A 17,531-nucleotide genomic window follows, 5' to 3' on the forward strand; every position below is an offset into this window, starting at 1 on the left:
GTTTAAACATACGGGTGGTGAATGGACTAAATTTATTTTGTTGTTTGAAAATAATGAAATAAAGACAAAGTTTGAATATCAACCTCAATCATTAATTTAGATACGAGCCACGATAGCGCTAGCTTCCACGCTAGTGCTATTTACTATAAGTTACAAGTGGTTAATTATGCTAAGTATTTTGCAAATTTTGGTACGAGAGAGGACGCTAGCACCATCGGGGCATAGGCGAGATTGCAGAAAAGGCTTATCAGATTTACACGCATAGTGAGCGTGAAAAAGTGACGGAAGCGAAACTGGCGTTGGGCAAAGTGGAAACCCGTTTGAGAAATGAGGGTAAAACGAAAAAAGAAATCGCTCAACATCCTGAATATCAGCGATTAACACTTGACTTGAGTGATAAACAACAGGCTTATGATAAAAAGTTTGGAACAGGTAAGGGAATATTTATCTGTAGAAAAAGATAAATCATGAAGTGCCTATTAAATAATTATGTCGCTAAATCGGTAAAAGAAGAGAAGATTGCTAGTATAAATAAAAGATTTATTAGGCAGGAGCCCCGATAGCGCTAGGGTCCACAGCTAGTGCTATTTAATATAAGTTACAAGCGGTGAATTATGTTAAGTATTTTGCAAACTTTAGCGGTAAATCTACCGCTTGTTGTGGTACGAGCGAGGACGCTCGCACCATCGGGGGGAGGATTTGAAACGGTGCCGGCTGGATTAAATGGTGCCCTAACAAGATACAAACCAGAAAATGTAATTCCAACTGGGGTAGGAAATGCAATAGATAACGCATTAGGTAAATATATTGAATATAACATTGAAAATATCATAATTCATAATGGAGATAAAAAATGATAAAGTTATTTTTTTATTGTGTTTTTTCGTTGTTATATAATTTTCTTACTATTTATGTTTTTTGGGGTTTTTCTTATAAGAAATATTCTAAATGTTATATATGCAGGAGAATTAATTATATTTAAAAAACTTTCAATTATTGAAGTGGCATTAATAACTTTGCCTACACTTTTTGGAAGTATTGTCTTAGCTATATCAGCAGTGGTAAGTTATAGGAATAGTTTATCAAGAGGAAAAATAATAGAGTGTTATGAGAACACACCCAAAAACAGAAAGTCATCTTTAAAAGAATGGTTAGTCATTATAGTAGGGCTAAATTATATTATGTTTATCATAAATATATATAATAAATAATGGGACTGTAGTAGGTTAGCCCTCGATAGTACTAGCGTTCACGCTAGTGCTATTTAATATAATTTACAAGCGGTTAGTTTTGTTAGGTATTTTGCAAATTTTAGAAAAGTAAATATGAACAAAATCCATCAAGTTATTTTCAACAGGGCAACTCAACAATTCGTTGTGGTTTCTGAACTTGCCAAATCAGCCGGAAAGCCAAAAGCGGTTTCTGCCAGTTCGGTGGATATTGTTTCTATTTTGCAAAATTTTTCTGAAAAAAGACCGCTTGGCACAACAGATACCCAAACCAACCGCTCAGACAACAAAAGCAGCAGTTGGAGTGTGGGCGTGTTTGTGGGTAAATCACAAGGCTCTACCGGCTTTGGCGTGGAAGGTGCAGTAAATGTCGGCAAAGGGTATTCTAACAGTGATTCCACGGTTCAAAACCAGACCGAAATCAACAGCGACAGCCTAAAAATCAAAGCTAAAGAGACGACTACGCTTAAAGGTGCGGTTGCTAATATCAACCACTTAGCACTTGATACGAAAAATCTGCATATTGAAAGTGTGCAAGACACAGAAAAATATGACAGCAAACAGACCCAAGGTGGGGTGAGTGGCTCGGTGGCGATTTATGGTAGCGGTTCAAGTACTTCGTCACAATTTAGCCAAAACAAAGCGAAAGTGGATTACGCTCAAGTTGCTCAACAATCGGGCTTTAATATTAAAGAAAGTTCAAACATTAACGTGAAAGAAAATAATTTATTATCATTAGAGGATGATGAATATGTTTATCAAAAAATAAAGAATTCGAAGAAAAAGATTATTTAACAGAAAAAGATAAGCGAGGTGTTAAGGAGCGTCTATTAAAAGACGTTTATATCAATCATTTGATACAAAAATATCAAAAAGATCCAAATGGTTTAAGTTATATGGAGCGGAATTATCTAAATGTAGAATTATCCCAAATCGTAAGATCGTACGGTATTTCCGTTGAAAGTTTATATAATTGGGATTTTGCAAATACAATAAAAAGAGATGATAGTGCGTTATCTAAGTATTTAATTGCAGATGATCAATTTTGGAATCAATCTTATGAAGGAAGACAAGCAAAATCTTTTGCCGTAGGGATGGCAACTTTACCTTTATTTTATGGTGGAGATAAACTAGTACGTTTCTACCCTGAATTAGCCAAAGGTGTTTAGGAAGAAAATTTATACGGATTTAACGACATTACAAGCGGATTTAGATGAATGGTTAATGTATTATAATCACCATCGAACACATCAAGGAAAAATGTGCTGTGGCAGAACACCGATGGCAACCATTACTTGATGGAAAAAGGATTTGGGTGGAAAAGAATTTAAGCTCAAATTAATCTGACAGACACGGTAATTTTAAACGGGGGACTGTCAGATTAGGTTTGATCTTCTACAAAAAGAAAGAGCCTTGTTTTACAAGGCTCTACCTAGATATTCTATGATTTATTTTGACAGTTTAGATATATACGTATCTCAGAACGGAATATCATCATCAAAATTGTTCATTGCCGGCTCAGGCTGTGGTGCCGGTTTAGATTGCGGTGCAGCACTTTGGGTTTGGTTGTAACCATAATTGCTGTTGCCTTGATTATAACTATTGCCCGCAGGTGCTGAATTACCCCAACCGCCTTGCTGACCGCCCATATCATTACCTTGACGGCTACCTAACATTTGTAATACATCGCCTTGAATTTCGGTAGTGTAGCGATCTTGTCCGTTTTGGTCTTGCCATTTACGGGTTTTTAAACGACCTTCTACATAAACTTGTGAGCCTTTGCGTAAGTATTGACCGCAAACTTCTGCTTGGCGGCGATAGAACACAATTCTATGCCATTCTGTTACTTCACGGCGTTCGCCTGTGTTTTTATCTGTCCAGCTTTCTGAAGTTGCTACACTAATGTTTGCAACCGCTTCGCCATTTGGCATTGTGCGCATTTCCGGGTCGTTACCTAAGTTCCCCACGATAATTACTTTATTGATACCAGCCATAAAATCCTCTGTGTTTTTATTTCAAAATCGGGAGTATTCTACCTGAAAATTCACTTATTGAACATAGAAAAACTGATATTTTGTACAGTTTTATCAAAATATGCGATAATGCTCGAAAATTTAGAAAATAGTGCTGGACATAATTGGATAAAGGAAATATGCAACATATTGATATTCGTGGTGCAAGAACGCACAACCTAAAAAACATCAATTTGATCTTACCGAGAGATAAATTTATTGTTATCACTGGGCTTTCTGGCTCAGGAAAATCTTCTCTCGCTTTCGATACGCTTTATGCAGAGGGGCAACGCCGTTATGTAGAGTCGCTTTCTGCCTATGCTCGCCAATTCCTTTCTTTAATGGAAAAGCCTGATGTTGATCATATTGAAGGGCTTTCGCCTGCGATTTCGATCGAGCAGAAATCCACTTCTCACAATCCTCGCTCAACGGTGGGAACGGTAACCGAAATCCACGATTATCTGCGTTTATTGTTTGCTCGTGTGGGCGAACCACGTTGCCCTGATCACGATGTGCCGTTAGCCGCTCAAACCATTTCGCAAATGGTGGATAGAGTGCTGGAAGAGCCTGAAGGTAAAAGGTTAATGTTGCTTGCTCCTGTGGTCAAAAATCGTAAAGGCGAACACGTAAAATTATTGGAAAATTTGACCGCTAGTGGTTATTTGCGTGCCAGAATTGATGGCGAAATTTGTGATTTATCCGATCCACCAACATTAGAACTTCAGAAAAAACACACGATAGAAGTGGTGGTGGATCGCTTTAAAGTAAGGAACGATATCGCTACTCGCTTAGCAGAATCCTTTGAAACAGCATTAGATTTATCAGGTTCAACCGCAATCATTGCCGATATGGACGATCCAAATGCGGAAGAAATTGTGTTTTCGTCCAGCTTTGCTTGTCCGCATTGTGGCTATTCATTGCAAGAATTAGAGCCACGTCTATTTTCATTTAATAACCCTGCTGGAGCTTGCCCTAGTTGTGATGGATTAGGGGTGGAGCAGTTTTTTGATGAAAAGAAAGTGGTGCAAAACTATGATGTTTCATTAGCCGCTGGGGCAATTAAAGGCTGGGATCGCCGTAGTTTTTACTACTTCGGGCTACTTAAAGCGGTTGCTGAACATTACGGTTTTGATTTAGAAACACCATTTGGGCAGTTATCGAAAAAACATCAAAACCTCATTCTAAACGGTACGAAAGAAGAGATTGAGTTTGTTTACGTTAATGACAGAGGCGATAAAGTTAAACGTAAACACGCTTTTGAAGGCGTGTTGAATAATATGGCTCGCCGTTATAAAGAAACGGAATCTAACTCGGTGCGAGATGAATTGGCAAAATATATCAACACTCGCCCTTGCGTGGAATGTGAAGGCTCTCGTTTACGCCGTGAAGCTCGCTATGTTTTCCTTGATAAAACGAACTTGCCAATGGTGTCTGAAAAAAGCATTGGTGAGGCGTTGGCTTTCTTTGAGGAGATTAAATTATCAGGGCAAAGAGAGAAAATTGCAGAAAAAATTCTAAAAGAGATCCGTGAGCGTTTACAATTCTTGGTAAATGTGGGCTTGAACTATCTTTCGCTTTCTCGCTCGGCAGAAACCCTTTCAGGGGGCGAGGCACAACGTATCCGTCTTGCCAGTCAAATAGGGGCTGGTTTAGTGGGGGTGATGTATGTGTTAGATGAGCCTTCCATTGGTTTACATCAACGTGATAATGAACGTTTGCTGAATACGCTCATTCATTTGCGTAACTTAGGTAACACCGTGATTGTGGTTGAACACGACGAAGATGCTATTCGAGCCGCTGATCATATTGTCGATATCGGGCCGGGAGCAGGAGTTCACGGCGGACAAGTAATTGCACAAGGTACAGCCGAAGAAATTATGCAGATTGAAGAATCGGTAACAGGGCAATTCCTTTCAGGCAAACAGAAAATTGAAATTCCAAGCCAGCGTGTTGCTTACGACCCTGCCAAAGTTTTAACCCTTTCAGGGGCAAGTGGCAATAACTTGAAAAAAGTGAAGTTGGAAATTCCTGTTGGCTTGTTTACTTGTATCACGGGGGTGTCTGGTTCGGGTAAATCGACGCTGATTAACGATACTTTATTCCCACTGGCTCAAAATGCGTTAAACCGTGCGGAAAATAGCGATGTTGCCCCTTATGAATCTATAGATGGCTTGGCTCACTTTGATAAGGTGATCGACATCGATCAAAGCCCAATCGGGCGAACTCCTCGCTCCAATCCAGCCACTTACACAGGGTTATTTACCCCAATTCGTGAGTTATTTGCAGGTACGCAAGAGGCTCGAGCAAGAGGCTATAATGTAGGGCGTTTTAGTTTTAACGTGCGTGGCGGACGTTGCGAAGCCTGTCAAGGCGATGGCGTGATTAAGGTAGAAATGCACTTCTTACCTGATGTTTATGTGCCCTGCGATCACTGTAAAGGCAAACGCTATAACCGTGAAACTCTTGAAATTCGCTACAAAGGCAAAACTATTCATCAAGTGCTAGAAATGACAGTAGAAGAAGCGAGAGAATTTTTTGCCCCTGTGCCGATGATTGCTCGCAAGCTACAAACCTTGATGGACGTTGGATTATCTTATATCCGTTTAGGTCAGTCTTCGACTACGCTTTCAGGCGGGGAAGCTCAACGTGTGAAACTTGCCACCGAGCTTTCAAAACGAGATACAGGCAAAACGCTGTACATTTTAGACGAACCAACCACAGGGTTACACTTTGCTGATATCAAACAGCTACTTGGCGTGTTGCACCGCCTGCGTGATCAAGGCAATACCATTGTGGTGATCGAACATAATTTAGATGTTATCAAAACCGCAGACTGGATTGTCGATCTCGGACCTGAAGGCGGCAGCGGCGGTGGTGAGATTATCGCTACAGGCACACCAGAACAAGTGGCTAAAGATAAACGCTCCCACACTGCAAGATTTTTAAAAGAGATCTTGGCTAAAGGCTAATTCCAATAAGGCTACAAGCGGTCATATTTTTAGAATTTTTTGCAATTTGCAAAATTTGGAAGAAATATGACCGCTTGTTATTCGTATCTAGAAATTTTGTGAACTGCATCGAAAATTTTAATTTTCTTGTTAGATAAGAGCATTCTAAACAGTAGAATTGATTAAAATTTTGCGAGGAAAAATAATGACTAAACTTATCCGTAATAGCACTGCTGAATTTTTGATTTTTACCAATCAAACAGGTGAGCAGAGTATTGAAGTTCGATATGAAAATGGCGAAATTTGGCTTACTCAGAAACGTATAGCTGAACTGTTTGAATGTTCGAGCGATAATGTATCTTTACATCTCAAAAATATCTTTAAAGAAGGAGAATTAGATCCTTTTTCAGTTACCGAGATTTTCTCGGCAACTGCCGCAGATGGTAAAAATTACAACACCAAACATTACAATCTTGATGCTGTTATCTCAGTGGGTTATCGGGTTAATTCCATCCGTGCAACTCAATTCCGTCAATGGGCAACACAAATTTTGCGAGAGTTTTCTCAAAAGGGATATGTGTTAGATCGTAAGCGTATGGAAAATGGGACTTTTTTAGGAGAAGATTATTTTGAACAGCTATTAGAAGAAATTCGAGAAATCCGCCTTTCTGAACGCCGTTTTTATCAGAAAATTACCGATATTTATGCAACCTCCGTTGATTACAATAAAAATGCACCTACAACAAAAGCCTTTTTTGCTACAGTACAAAACAAGTTACATTATGCCATTCATCAGCATACGGCTGCTGAGCTAATTATGGAACGAGCTAATAGTAGCAAGCCCAATATGGGATTAACCACTTGGGCGAAATCACCAGAGGGGAAAATTTTAAAAAGTGATGTGTCTGTTGCCAAAAATTATTTAAATAATGATGAGCTAAAAGATTTAGGTTCGATCGTGAACGCATTTTTGGATTTGGCAGAGCGTAGGGCAAGACGCCAAATTCCAATGACAATGGAAGATTGGGCGAAACGATTAGATATATTCTTAAATGCTGATGATTTGCCTCTCTTAGAGGGTAAGGGAAAAATTAGTTTTGATGAAGCAAAACTCTATACCGAAACAGAGTTTGAAAAATATCGAGTCATTCAAGATAAAACCTTTGAAAGTGATTTTGACAAACTCCTAAAAGAGAAACTTGGTAAGTATAATGCAAGCGGTCATATTTAGAGTATTTTTTGAATTTTGTCCAATATGTCGAAATTCAAAAAATTTCCTGATTTTGACCGCTTGTGTTTAGTTTTTTAGAGTAGTGGGCTCATCAATTTAACAATGTTTTCGACTAATCCCCACAATTTGATACGATAACGCCAGCCTTTCGGGGTAATTAATTCACTTTGTGCTAAGTATTTTTGCTGAAGTTGAGCGATCTCTTTCGTCATCTCTTTATCATAAATTGCGAGGCTGATTTCCAAATTTAGGAAGAAACTTCGCATATCCATATTTACCGTGCCGAAGAGGCTGAACTCATCATCAACCACCAATGTTTTGGTATGGAGCATACCTTGATCGAAGCGAGCAATTTTTACATTGTTTTTGAGTAACAGCGGGAAATAAGCTCTTGAGGCATAATGCACCATTCGGGAATCATTTTTTCTTGGCAAAATTAAGGTAACATCAACCCCACGGCGTGCGGCAGTAGTCAGAGCTAACAGTAAAGGCTCATTTGGCACAAAGTATGGCGTGGTAATCACGATACGTTTGGTTGCAAGGTGGATTGCACATAAAATAGTCTCATAAATAATGCTTTCTTCTTGCTCAGGAGCTGAAGGAATTACCTGTGCAATCACATTGCCCGCTTTAGGAGGGGTTAAGCCATTGTGTTTCTGTGCCTGCTGATTTAAGAAATCTTTGACTTTGTGTAAGTTTTCATCATCTTCTACAGCAATATCCGCATAAAGAACCGCTGCCATTTCAAGCACTATAGGGCCAGTACAACGCATCATTACATCAAACCATCTACCAATACCAATATCGTTCCTGAATAAAACAGGATCGATTAAGTTAAAACTGCCCGTATAACCAATTTGGTAGTCAATCACTAAAATTTTACGGTGGTTACGCAAATCATTACGTCCATAAATCGTTTGCATAATCCCAACAGGCAGGGACGTTTGAATAAATACACCGACTTGCTCTAGCTTTGCTCGCCATTCACTTTTGAAGAAAGGTCCACTTCCTACATCATCAGCGAGAATCACGCAATGCACACCACGTTCTGCAGCTGCTTTTATTGCTTCTAACAGCGGATTAATTTTGCCTTCAGGTTCTACAATATAAAAGGCAAGTAGGCAGCTGTATTGTGCTTGCTCAATATCCTCAATCATAGAATGCAAAATATCCTCTGTGGTACTGAGCAACTTCATACTATTATTAGCACTTGCACCTAAGCGAGTGGTTTTCTCTGCCATTCGTTCAATACCACGAAAAGCAGATGGAATTTGATCATCAGGATTAAAATGCTCACTAGGGAAATATTCTTCTGCAAATTCATCGTAGAACTTAATCATTTTTTTTGTTCGAGCAAGACGACGTTTGCTGACACGAGGCTCGCCGATCAACAGATAAAGAACAATTCCGCCTACAGGTAAAACGAAAAGAATAATGATCCACGCAATTGCTGCACCGATATTACGCTGGGTGTATAACACTCTGGTGGCGAACACCAGCACAATCAGAAAGTTAATGGTGAGTAAGAGTCCACTCCAAGTAAAAGAAAACGGCATAAGATAGTCCTTATCAAAATGGTTTAATACTATTTTAGTGAAAAATCGAGTTCAAGTGGATTGTGGTCGGAGCTTCTCACGGCATAGCTTGTTGCAGAATGCACAATAATATCCCTTGTAAAAATATAATCTAGCGGATAACCGAACGCTTTGGTTCGAGCATCTAGGCTAAGTTGCACTTCGGTTAGTTGCAATTTATCAGTTAATTCAAATAGCTTTTTTTTGCGTTTTTCATTCCAAGTATTAAAATCACCCGCTAAAATGACCGCACCTTGATGTTGTTGAATAAGCTCTTTTAAACCATCTAATTGCTTCTGATAGCTATGGCTCGTCCAGTCAAAATTAATTAAATGGACATTAATGACCAGCAAAGATTTGCCATTCTCAAATGGAAAACGCATTGCAGACATCAATTTAGGTAGTCTAAGCAGCGGCTCTTGAGAGCCATTTAAGCAATAACGATCAGCATCTAAGCGACTTAAATTGAGAATGCCTGATTTTTGTTGTTGGTACTGAAAAGCAAAAATATGCAAAGAACTTTCAAATTGTGAAAGTAAGTCTGAAATTTGTTGCCCAGAAGTGGCTTCTTGTAATAGCACAAAATCTTTTTTCTTAGCGAATTTTTTTAGATCTTCTTGCCAGCTTGGATCTTTGCCTTTATGAATATTCCAATTGAGTAACTGAAAATGTTTATTCGGGGCAGGTGTAACGCCAGTATTTTGATAGCAGTGCCAATAATAAGAAAACTCCATTTCTTTAAAGATACTTTTCTTATAATCTTGAAAAATAACTTTGGGGGGCGTGTAAATGGTTAGACTTCTGTAATTCAAAAATAAAGCACTCCCTAATAAAGTGAGTATTAATAGTAGTAAGCGTTTTTTCATATTTTATCGCCAGTTAAACAAGCGGTTAAATTTGGATAATTTTTTGCAAATTTTTTATCCAGAATTAACCGCTTGTATCACGAACCTTAGCCGTCTATTTCCTCACCTGTTTCAGTCCACTTAAAATTTAATGCCACAGAATTTAGGCAAAAACGTAATCCTGTTGGTGGTGGGCCATCAGGGAAAACGTGTCCCATATGCGAATCACAATTACCGCAACGGATCTCTGTCCTATGCATACCTAAGCTATAATCATCTAAATAGCGTAACGATGTGTCGGATACTGTTTCATAAAAACTCGGCCAACCACAACCTGCATCAAATTTAGTATCAGAATGGAAAAGCTCGTGATGACATCTGGCACAACGATAAACTCCCACACGGTTTTCATTTAAAAATTTGCCTGTGAAAGGGCGTTCTGTACCGTGATTTATTAAAATCTCAACTTGTTTTTCTGTTAGAGCAGAAATCGGCTTAATCATTAATATTTCTCCTAAAATTAAATAGAAATATTGTAGCTTTTTTTGTGTGATAAATCGCCATAAATTTCAAAATTTGACATAGATCACAAAAAAATTATCTGTTATATTGAGCAAGTTCTTTTTAGCTTGTCAGGAAAGTGAAAAGATGTGTTATAATTCCTACATCTTTAGTAGTACATAAAGAACAAATTTTGTTTAACTTTAATATAGGTAGAAAAATCTATGGCAATTAAAATTGGTATTAACGGCTTCGGTCGTATCGGTCGTATCGTATTCCGTGCTGCACAACAACGTGATGATATCGAAGTTGTGGGTATTAACGACTTAATTGATGTTGATTATATGGCATATATGCTTAAATATGACTCAACACACGGTCGTTTTGACGGCACTGTTGAAGTTAAAGACGGTCAATTAGTAGTAAACGGTAAAGCAATCCGTGTAACTGCTGAGCGTGATCCAGCTAACTTAAAATGGGACGAGATCGGTGTTGATATCGCAGTTGAAGCAACTGGCTTATTCTTAGATGATGAAACTGCTCGTAAACACATCACAGCTGGTGCGAAAAAAGTTGTTTTAACAGGTCCATCTAAAGACGCAACTCCTATGTTCGTAAACGGTGTAAACTTTGATGCTTATGCAGGTCAAGACATCGTTTCTAACGCTTCTTGTACTACAAACTGCTTAGCTCCATTAGCGAAAGTGATTCACAACAAATTTGGTATTAAAGAAGGCTTAATGACTACAGTTCACGCAACTACTGCAACACAAAAAACAGTAGATGGCCCATCAGCGAAAGACTGGCGTGGTGGTCGTGGTGCATCACAAAACATCATTCCTTCATCAACAGGTGCAGCGAAAGCAGTAGGCAAAGTATTACCAGCATTAAACGGTAAATTAACTGGTATGGCTTTCCGTGTTCCTACAGCTAACGTTTCTGTTGTAGATTTAACAGTAAACTTAGAAAAACCAGCAACTTATGCTGAAATCTGTGCTGAAATTAAACGTGCTTCAGAAAACGAAATGAAAGGTGTTTTAGGCTACACAGAAGATGCAGTAGTTTCAACAGACTTCAACGGTGCAAAAGAAACTTCTGTATTTGACGCAGCTGCAGGTATCGCATTAACAGATACATTCGTTAAATTAGTATCTTGGTACGATAACGAAACTGGTTACTCAAACAAAGTATTAGACTTAGTAGCTCACGTTTATGACTACAAAGGCTAATTGCTAATTTAATCAATTTAAAGGATCAAGTTGGAAGACTTGGTCCTTTTGTTTTATTTATTATAGAAGATAAGACTTTATCAAGTATCAAGGGAAGATAGCTATATAAATTGAAGGAATAAATATGTATTTGGGAAAAGAAAAGCCTTGAATTTTATTATTTAAGGCTTTTTAGCCGGTTCCTGTGCGAGATCTGAATTTTATAGCTTTAAGTATTGATAAATAAGGTTTCTTTCTAATTTGATTTTTCAGGATATAACTAAAATCCAAAGTGCCTTATTAATTAGGTTGTTTTATAGACAGATATTTCGAGCTATCGCCGTAGCTAAAAATTAGTTCTTGAGAAATTTTATTTTTGAATAAAAGAAAAAATTTAAAACTTTTTGAAATTTAACCCACTTTACCCACTGATTTGTTGGAAACCTTGATATATAAGGCTTTGTAAGTAGTGGGAAGCAAGTGGGTTAAGTGGGTAACTTTGATTTTTACCCACTGTTAGCTACTTTTAGAGGGGAAATATTAGCGGTTTTGGTAGTGGTTAAAGGGCAAAAAAGGCCTTAATTCTCATCAACGGCTTAAGGTTCGGCTACACTAAAGAACACACCAGCCGAAGTGTGGTATCTAGTCCACATTTTCCGAAACCGATTGCCCTTGACGGCTTACGAGGCAAGGGCAGGGGGGCGAAGAAGGAAGTAGTACAGTTTTGTTTAAGATGGAAAGTGAAATAATGGAGAGTAGCAAAGATAATTTTTGGGGAATAATTGGTGCAATATTCAATCTTGGGACGGCACGCAAGAAGATTGCATAAAAGTAACATTTGAGCTAGGTAATAGTGGGAAATCATTGGATTTTGTTTTTCCAAGACCTAAAGAATAAGTAGATAAAGGCGTATTAAATACGCCTTTATTTTTACTGACTTTGTTTGAATTGTTGAACAGCCTGAATAATTAGCTGATTTTGTGGAATGTTGAGTTTTTGGCTAAGTGTTTCGATTTCTGCGATCACATCGAGGGGCAGTTTAAAGGATTTTTGCTTTATTCCTCTTTTGGCTTCGCTTTTAGCCTGAATTTCATTTCTTGACATTACCATAATTAAACCCTATTATAAATTCGTTTGAAGAGCTGGGAGCTTTCACCCCCAGCGAGTTACTTCAAGTTAATAAGCCGGCAAGCTGAACATTAACAGGAAGATAACTAGGATAATGTATTTAAACATTTTCTTATCCTTCTTCATTTTGTAAGGTTTAAGCCTTACACTCACTTTCAAGCTATCCCTTGAAAGTGAGATTATTATAATATAGGATATCCTATATTTCAACTAATAAATACAAAAAAGCCGATAAATTTTACTATTTATCGGCTTTTATTTTATTGCAATTTTTTCACAAGCTCTGAAATATCAGGGTTGTAATAGGTATTTTGTAAAATGCTTAAATCCCTATGCCCTGATACTTTGGCAAGCTCCATTACCGTGAGATATTTAGACAAACGTGTGAGTGCCTCTCGCCGTGTGTCGTGAAAATGCAGATCAGCGTTGTGGAGGTTTGCCCTTTTCTTTAACTCTCTAAAGGTGCTTTCCAAACTTTGAGTTTTTACCTGAAAAACAGTTGGGTCATTTTCAGACTTGAAAAAAGACAAATGCTGAATAATTTTCATCGCCTTTAATGATAATGGCACAGTTCTAGGGTGACCATTTTTTGTCTTCGGTAAAAAAGCCGTTCTTTTTTCAAAATTTATGTTTTCCCAAGTAAGCGTCTCAATTTCACCGGCTCTCATAGCAGTTTCGATCGCAAATAAGAACATTGCACCAACACGATTTTGTATCGTCATTGGTTGATAACGTTCATCATAACCAGAAACAAGTACGATTTGTTCAATTTCCTCGTCAGAATATCTCCGTGTTCTAGGTGGTGGAGTTTTTGGTTTCTCAAGCGTTAATAGCGGGGTTGTTTTTAGATAATCCCACTCAATAGCTTTACTCAAAACAGCAGATAAAGAGGTACGTTCACGCATAACGGAGTTAGGTTGTGCTTCTTGCAATCTCTGGTTTAAAATGCTCTTTGCTTAAATCGGGTAGTAGTATGTCACCTAAGAAAGAGCGACTTACCCGTAAGAGCCGATAGCGCTCTTCTCTTGCACCGCCTTTCAAGATTATTTCCTCTTTGAGGTATTTATCAATGAGGTCTGAAAAAGTAATTGATGGGATAGTGTTATACTCTCCGGCATCAATTTGGCTTTCGAGCCATTGAGACCATTTGACAGCCTCATTTCGTGTTAAGAAAGTTTTGCTTTTAGTTACGCCTTTTTTACGAACTTGAGCTCTCCATTTTTTACCATTTTTAATAATTGTTGCCATAGTGTGCATTCCTTTTGATTTGTGCATTTTTGTGTGCAATGTGTGTGCAAAGGAATGTTAATAGAGATCATAAACGATCAGCAAATACCCAATTTTCATATTAAATTGGGTAACTTGGGGAGAGATTTTTCACATTTGGGGCATAGTGAAAAAATTGTAAGGGATTGTTTTATTTGAGGTTTTTTATATTTTATTTGTAGTAAAAGCAGATTTTGGGGAAACCTACTTTTAAAGTATTGGTGCTCTGGGCGAGACTTGAACTCGCACGGGCCACGCCCACCACCCCCTCAAGATGGCGTGTCTACCAATTCCACCACCAGAGCTTTTATTTTTTATTTGCGATTATTGAGGGATATCGCTATTTTCTGTTTTTACAGGTTCTACTTGTTTTTGTTCAACACCACTTAAGTCTTCAAATTGGCTTGTTGGTGCTTTCGTATGTGAACTTAAGTTGCCAATTACTAAGCTAATTGCGAAGAAGATTGTTGCTAATAAAGCGGTTGTTCTTGATAAGAAGTTTGCTGAACCAGCTGAACCAAAAACAGTTGCTGAAGCACCAGCCCCGAAAGAAGCACCTGCATCAGCACCTTTACCTTGTTGCATTAGTACAAATGAAATTAATAAAATTGCAACAACAAGATAAACAATGGTTAGTACGTTAATTAACATTATTTATTCTCTATTTATTCTTTATGCTAAATTTGCAATGGCGTGAATAATATAGAATTTACGCCCATTTGACAAGAGGCAAACGCTGATTTTTAAACGCTTGATTTAATTTTCAGCAGTTAGTGCTTTCTTTTTCGCATATTGCCGCTTAGGCTTAGTTGCAAGCGGTGTGATTTTCGCTAAATTTTGCAAAACTTGGCGGTTTGGGCTTTGTAATAAATGAGGTAGCTGCTGGTTTAGCTCAAGCATAAATTGCTGATAACTTGCCTCTTTTTTACTGATTTGATTGAGCTGCATTTCCCAATGAGCTGTCATATCAGGTTGTGTTACAGAATCGGGCAAGGCGTGAATGAGTGTTCTGCCTGCTTCGGTACTATGAATGTTTTTACCCTTGCGGATTAAGAAGCCTCGCTTAAACAGTAATTCGATAATGCCTGCACGGGTCGCTTCTGTGCCTAAGCCATCGGTTTCTCTTAACACTTTTTTCAATTCTTTATCTTGTACAAAACGGGCAATGCCTGTCATTGCAGAAAGTAGGCTACGATCGGTAAAATGACGAGGTGGCTGCGTTTTTTTACTCACAATTTCGCCATTCTCGCAATGTAAAACTTGCCCTTTTTTTACGATAGGGAGTAGCGGTTCTGCATCATCAAAATTATCTTCTTTACCCAGTAAGGCTTTCCAACCAGCAACCGCTAAGTTGCGAGCTTGTGCGGTAAATTTTCCGCCTGCAATTTTAAGATCAATTTTACTTTTGCGATATTCTGCATCAGGGCAGAATTGCATTAAATATTGACGAGCGATAAGCAGATAAATTCGCTTTTCATTTTCAGTCAAATGCACAGTGCCTTGTCTGGCTGTTGGAATAATAGCGTGGTGGGCTTCCACCTCTTTATCATTCCAGCAACGATTTCGGTGGTTAGGATCAACCACCTCAGGTTTTTCTTGATACTCAGGCAAATGATGAGCGATAGCCGCCATCACTTTGAATCGATCGTTAAAATGCTCGGTTGGTAAATAGCGATTATCAGAACGAGGGTAAGTGATCAGCTTATGCGTTTCATAGAGTTTTTGGCAAATATCGAGTATCGCTTGTGCGGAAAGTCCATATTTCCCAGCTGCTTCCATCTGTAAAACAGAAAGCGAGTAGGGAAGTGGAGCAGTTTCCTTTTCAATTTTATCTTGATAGTCGGTTACATTTGCAGGTTGATTGGTAATGCGTTTTACCACATTTTCTGCCAGTGGACGAGATAAAACTCGACCATCTTCATCTTGATAATCTTCACAGGCCTTACTTGGTTGCCATTGGGCTTTAAATTTTTCTTGCGTTTCAGGCACAAGAATATGAGCGAATACTTCAAAATAATCTTTTGGAATAAAGTTTTCGATCTCCAGATCTCGGCGAACGATTAAGCCAAGCACAGGGGTTTGAACTCGCCCAACAGACAGCACGCCTTTGTAGCCAGCCCAACGCCCTTGTAGGGTGTAGGCTCTTGTCATATTAATGCCGTAAAGCCAATCGGCTCTAGCTCGAGCAAGGGCAGAGGTTGCAAGCGGTATAAAATCACTATTTTTTTGCAATTTTTCAATCGCACGGTTTACCGCAGTTGGATTGAGATCGCTAACCAAACAACGCTGAATTTGACTTTTACGTTCAGGCGATAAGTTGAGATAACCAAACACTTCATCAACTAAAAGTTGTCCTTCACGATCAGGGTCGCCTGCGTTTACTAAAATATCCGCTTTTTTGATCAACCTTTCGACCACTTTAAATTGCTTTAGGGTTTCTTTTTTAGGAATGAGTTTCCATTGCTCAGGCACAATAGGGAGGTGTTCCATTCGCCACATTTTAAAGCGTTCGTCATAGGCATCAGGCTCGGCTTGCTCTAATAGATGACCGATACACCAAGTTACAGTGTCGTGTTCTCCACATTGAATAAAGCCATCACCTCTGGTATGAGGTTTGGGTAGTACATCAGCAATGGCTCGGGCGAGACTTGGTTTTTCAGCTACAAATAAACGCATAATGGTAAATTTTTGAAGAAATTTAACCGCTTGTAAAAGCGGCTAAATGAATATTTTCGTAAATTAATTCAAACCGTATTCGGATAAAATCATCTGGCATTGAACTGGCGGTGTTGGTAATACTTTTGCTCTAGGTGTACCTGTATCCGTCTTAGGCTCGAACCAAGAGTAAAGTTCTTCACCACAACCATCGCCTGCTGGAACTGGGGATTGATTCTCACAATTTGCCGCATCAGCAGGGCAGGTTAAGCGAACGTGGAAGTGTGAATCGTGTCCATACCAAGGGCGGATTTTACGCAACCAGCCACGATCAGAGCCTGCTGTCTGGCAGAGCTTCACTTTAATTGCAGGGTTTACGAAAATGCGATCAACACGATGATCCGTAGCAGCAATTTTAATTAAGTTGGTATGGTGCTGATTCCATAAATTGTCATCAACTCGTTGTGTATTACGATTAACCATAATGGTCGCAAGCCCAGCAGGATTGCGAGCGGTGGCATCGTCCATTGGACCAAATCTCAGCCAAATATCGGCATCAAGCCCTGTTTGGTGAGAGGCATGTCCTGAAGCAAAGCGTCCGCCTGCAGGCATACCCATATCGCCGATTAAAATAGTTGGGATTCCAGCTTCTTTGGTTTTTTTACCTAAATTAGTAAGATAATCGAGCAGCTGTGGGTGACCATAGTAGCGGTTACGAGCTGAGCGAATGACTTGGTAACCATCGCCTTTTAATGCTAATGGCTCTGCTCCGATAATACAGCCGTTGCTATATCCACCAATAGATTGTGCTTTACCTTGAACAGGAGTTTTGATTTTTTCCCATTGTGTTGCGGTAACCGTAGTGCTTGCTAGTGCAAGGCTTGAGATAAAAAGAGTGTTTAATAATTTCATTTTTAATATGTAGGGGCAAAAT

Annotated in this window: 15 protein-coding genes, 1 tRNA gene and 2 pseudogenes; 8 read left to right on the forward strand and 10 right to left on the reverse strand. The window is 38.8% G+C overall.

Annotated features, from left to right (window positions below):
• Window positions 1–278: 278 nt before the first annotated feature.
• The 5 genes and pseudogenes from ACERCG_RS07325 to ACERCG_RS07345 all read left to right on the forward strand — a co-directional run.
• The gene (locus ACERCG_RS07325; protein ID WP_373611389.1) at window positions 279–464 is read left to right on the forward strand and encodes a filamentous hemagglutinin; all 186 of its coding nucleotides are present in this window, start codon (window positions 279–281) and stop codon (window positions 462–464) included.
• A gap of 150 nt (window positions 465–614) precedes the next feature.
• A complete protein-coding gene (locus ACERCG_RS07330) occupies window positions 615–857 on the forward strand; it encodes a hypothetical protein (RefSeq protein WP_373611390.1) in 243 nt (80 codons plus the stop codon).
• Between the two features lie 468 nt (window positions 858–1,325).
• Entirely contained in the window at window positions 1,326–2,024 is a 699-nt protein-coding gene (locus tag ACERCG_RS07335) for a hemagglutinin repeat-containing protein (RefSeq protein WP_373611391.1), read from the forward strand.
• Window positions 2,025–2,083: 59 nt separating this feature from the next.
• The gene (locus ACERCG_RS07340; RefSeq protein WP_373611392.1) at window positions 2,084–2,398 is read left to right on the forward strand and encodes a hypothetical protein; all 315 of its coding nucleotides are present in this window, start codon (window positions 2,084–2,086) and stop codon (window positions 2,396–2,398) included.
• Window positions 2,394–2,571 (forward strand): annotated as a pseudogene (locus ACERCG_RS07345) (IS481 family transposase); the annotation flags it as partial. The gene ACERCG_RS07340 and the pseudogene ACERCG_RS07345, both read left to right, overlap by 5 nt.
• A gap of 136 nt (window positions 2,572–2,707) precedes the next feature.
• Here ACERCG_RS07345 and ACERCG_RS07350 read toward each other — a convergent pair.
• Window positions 2,708–3,223 carry a single-stranded DNA-binding protein gene (locus ACERCG_RS07350; RefSeq protein ID WP_006253491.1) on the reverse strand — a complete coding sequence of 172 codons (516 nt, stop codon included), beginning with the start codon at window positions 3,221–3,223 and terminating at the stop codon, window positions 2,708–2,710.
• A gap of 158 nt (window positions 3,224–3,381) precedes the next feature.
• Between ACERCG_RS07350 and uvrA the strand changes: the two genes are divergently transcribed.
• On the forward strand, window positions 3,382–6,210 hold the full coding sequence (uvrA, locus tag ACERCG_RS07355) for an excinuclease ABC subunit UvrA (RefSeq protein WP_373611393.1): 2,829 nt from the start codon (window positions 3,382–3,384) through the stop codon (window positions 6,208–6,210).
• Window positions 6,211–6,394: 184 nt separating this feature from the next.
• Window positions 6,395–7,420 carry a virulence RhuM family protein gene (locus tag ACERCG_RS07360; protein WP_373611394.1) on the forward strand — a complete coding sequence of 342 codons (1,026 nt, stop codon included), beginning with the start codon at window positions 6,395–6,397 and terminating at the stop codon, window positions 7,418–7,420.
• A 74-nt stretch (window positions 7,421–7,494) separates the two neighbouring features.
• Here the strand turns inward: ACERCG_RS07360 and cls are convergent, their stop codons facing one another.
• The 3 genes from cls to msrB form a co-directional block, all read right to left on the reverse strand.
• Complete coding sequence (cls, locus tag ACERCG_RS07365; RefSeq protein ID WP_373611395.1) at window positions 7,495–8,976, reverse strand: cardiolipin synthase; 1,482 nt, start codon at window positions 8,974–8,976, stop codon at window positions 7,495–7,497.
• 29 nt (window positions 8,977–9,005) lie between these two features.
• Window positions 9,006–9,860 carry an endonuclease/exonuclease/phosphatase family protein gene (locus ACERCG_RS07370; RefSeq protein ID WP_373611396.1) on the reverse strand — a complete coding sequence of 285 codons (855 nt, stop codon included), beginning with the start codon at window positions 9,858–9,860 and terminating at the stop codon, window positions 9,006–9,008.
• An 86-nt stretch (window positions 9,861–9,946) separates the two neighbouring features.
• On the reverse strand, window positions 9,947–10,342 hold the full coding sequence (gene msrB, locus ACERCG_RS07375; RefSeq protein WP_373611397.1) for a peptide-methionine (R)-S-oxide reductase MsrB: 396 nt from the start codon (window positions 10,340–10,342) through the stop codon (window positions 9,947–9,949).
• A gap of 222 nt (window positions 10,343–10,564) precedes the next feature.
• Here msrB and gap point away from each other — a divergent pair, with 222 nt between their 5' ends.
• Entirely contained in the window at window positions 10,565–11,569 is a 1,005-nt protein-coding gene (gap, locus tag ACERCG_RS07380) for a type I glyceraldehyde-3-phosphate dehydrogenase (protein ID WP_373611399.1), read from the forward strand.
• A 909-nt stretch (window positions 11,570–12,478) separates the two neighbouring features.
• Here the strand turns inward: gap and ACERCG_RS07385 are convergent.
• The 6 genes and pseudogenes from ACERCG_RS07385 to mepA all read right to left on the reverse strand — a co-directional run bounded on the left by ACERCG_RS07385 (window position 12,479) and on the right by mepA (window position 17,509).
• Entirely contained in the window at window positions 12,479–12,658 is a 180-nt protein-coding gene (locus ACERCG_RS07385; RefSeq protein WP_373611400.1) for a ribbon-helix-helix protein, CopG family, read from the reverse strand.
• Between the two features lie 278 nt (window positions 12,659–12,936).
• A pseudogene (locus ACERCG_RS07390) lies at window positions 12,937–13,924 on the reverse strand (site-specific integrase).
• 237 nt (window positions 13,925–14,161) lie between these two features.
• A tRNA-Leu gene (locus tag ACERCG_RS07395) sits at window positions 14,162–14,247 on the reverse strand.
• Between the two features lie 19 nt (window positions 14,248–14,266).
• Window positions 14,267–14,593, reverse strand: coding sequence for a preprotein translocase subunit SecG (gene secG / locus ACERCG_RS07400; protein ID WP_373611401.1), 327 nt, complete (start codon window positions 14,591–14,593; stop codon window positions 14,267–14,269).
• Between the two features lie 105 nt (window positions 14,594–14,698).
• Window positions 14,699–16,618 (reverse strand): DNA topoisomerase III, encoded by a 1,920-nt coding sequence (locus tag ACERCG_RS07405; RefSeq protein WP_373611402.1) that lies wholly within the window; start codon window positions 16,616–16,618, stop codon window positions 14,699–14,701.
• Window positions 16,619–16,681: 63 nt separating this feature from the next.
• Complete coding sequence (mepA, locus tag ACERCG_RS07410; RefSeq protein ID WP_373611403.1) at window positions 16,682–17,509, reverse strand: penicillin-insensitive murein endopeptidase; 828 nt, start codon at window positions 17,507–17,509, stop codon at window positions 16,682–16,684.
• Between the last annotated feature and the right edge of the window lie 22 nt (window positions 17,510–17,531).

The organism is Mannheimia sp. E30BD, assembly GCF_041807785.1.
In the GTDB taxonomy this organism is placed as follows: domain Bacteria; phylum Pseudomonadota; class Gammaproteobacteria; order Enterobacterales; family Pasteurellaceae; genus Mannheimia.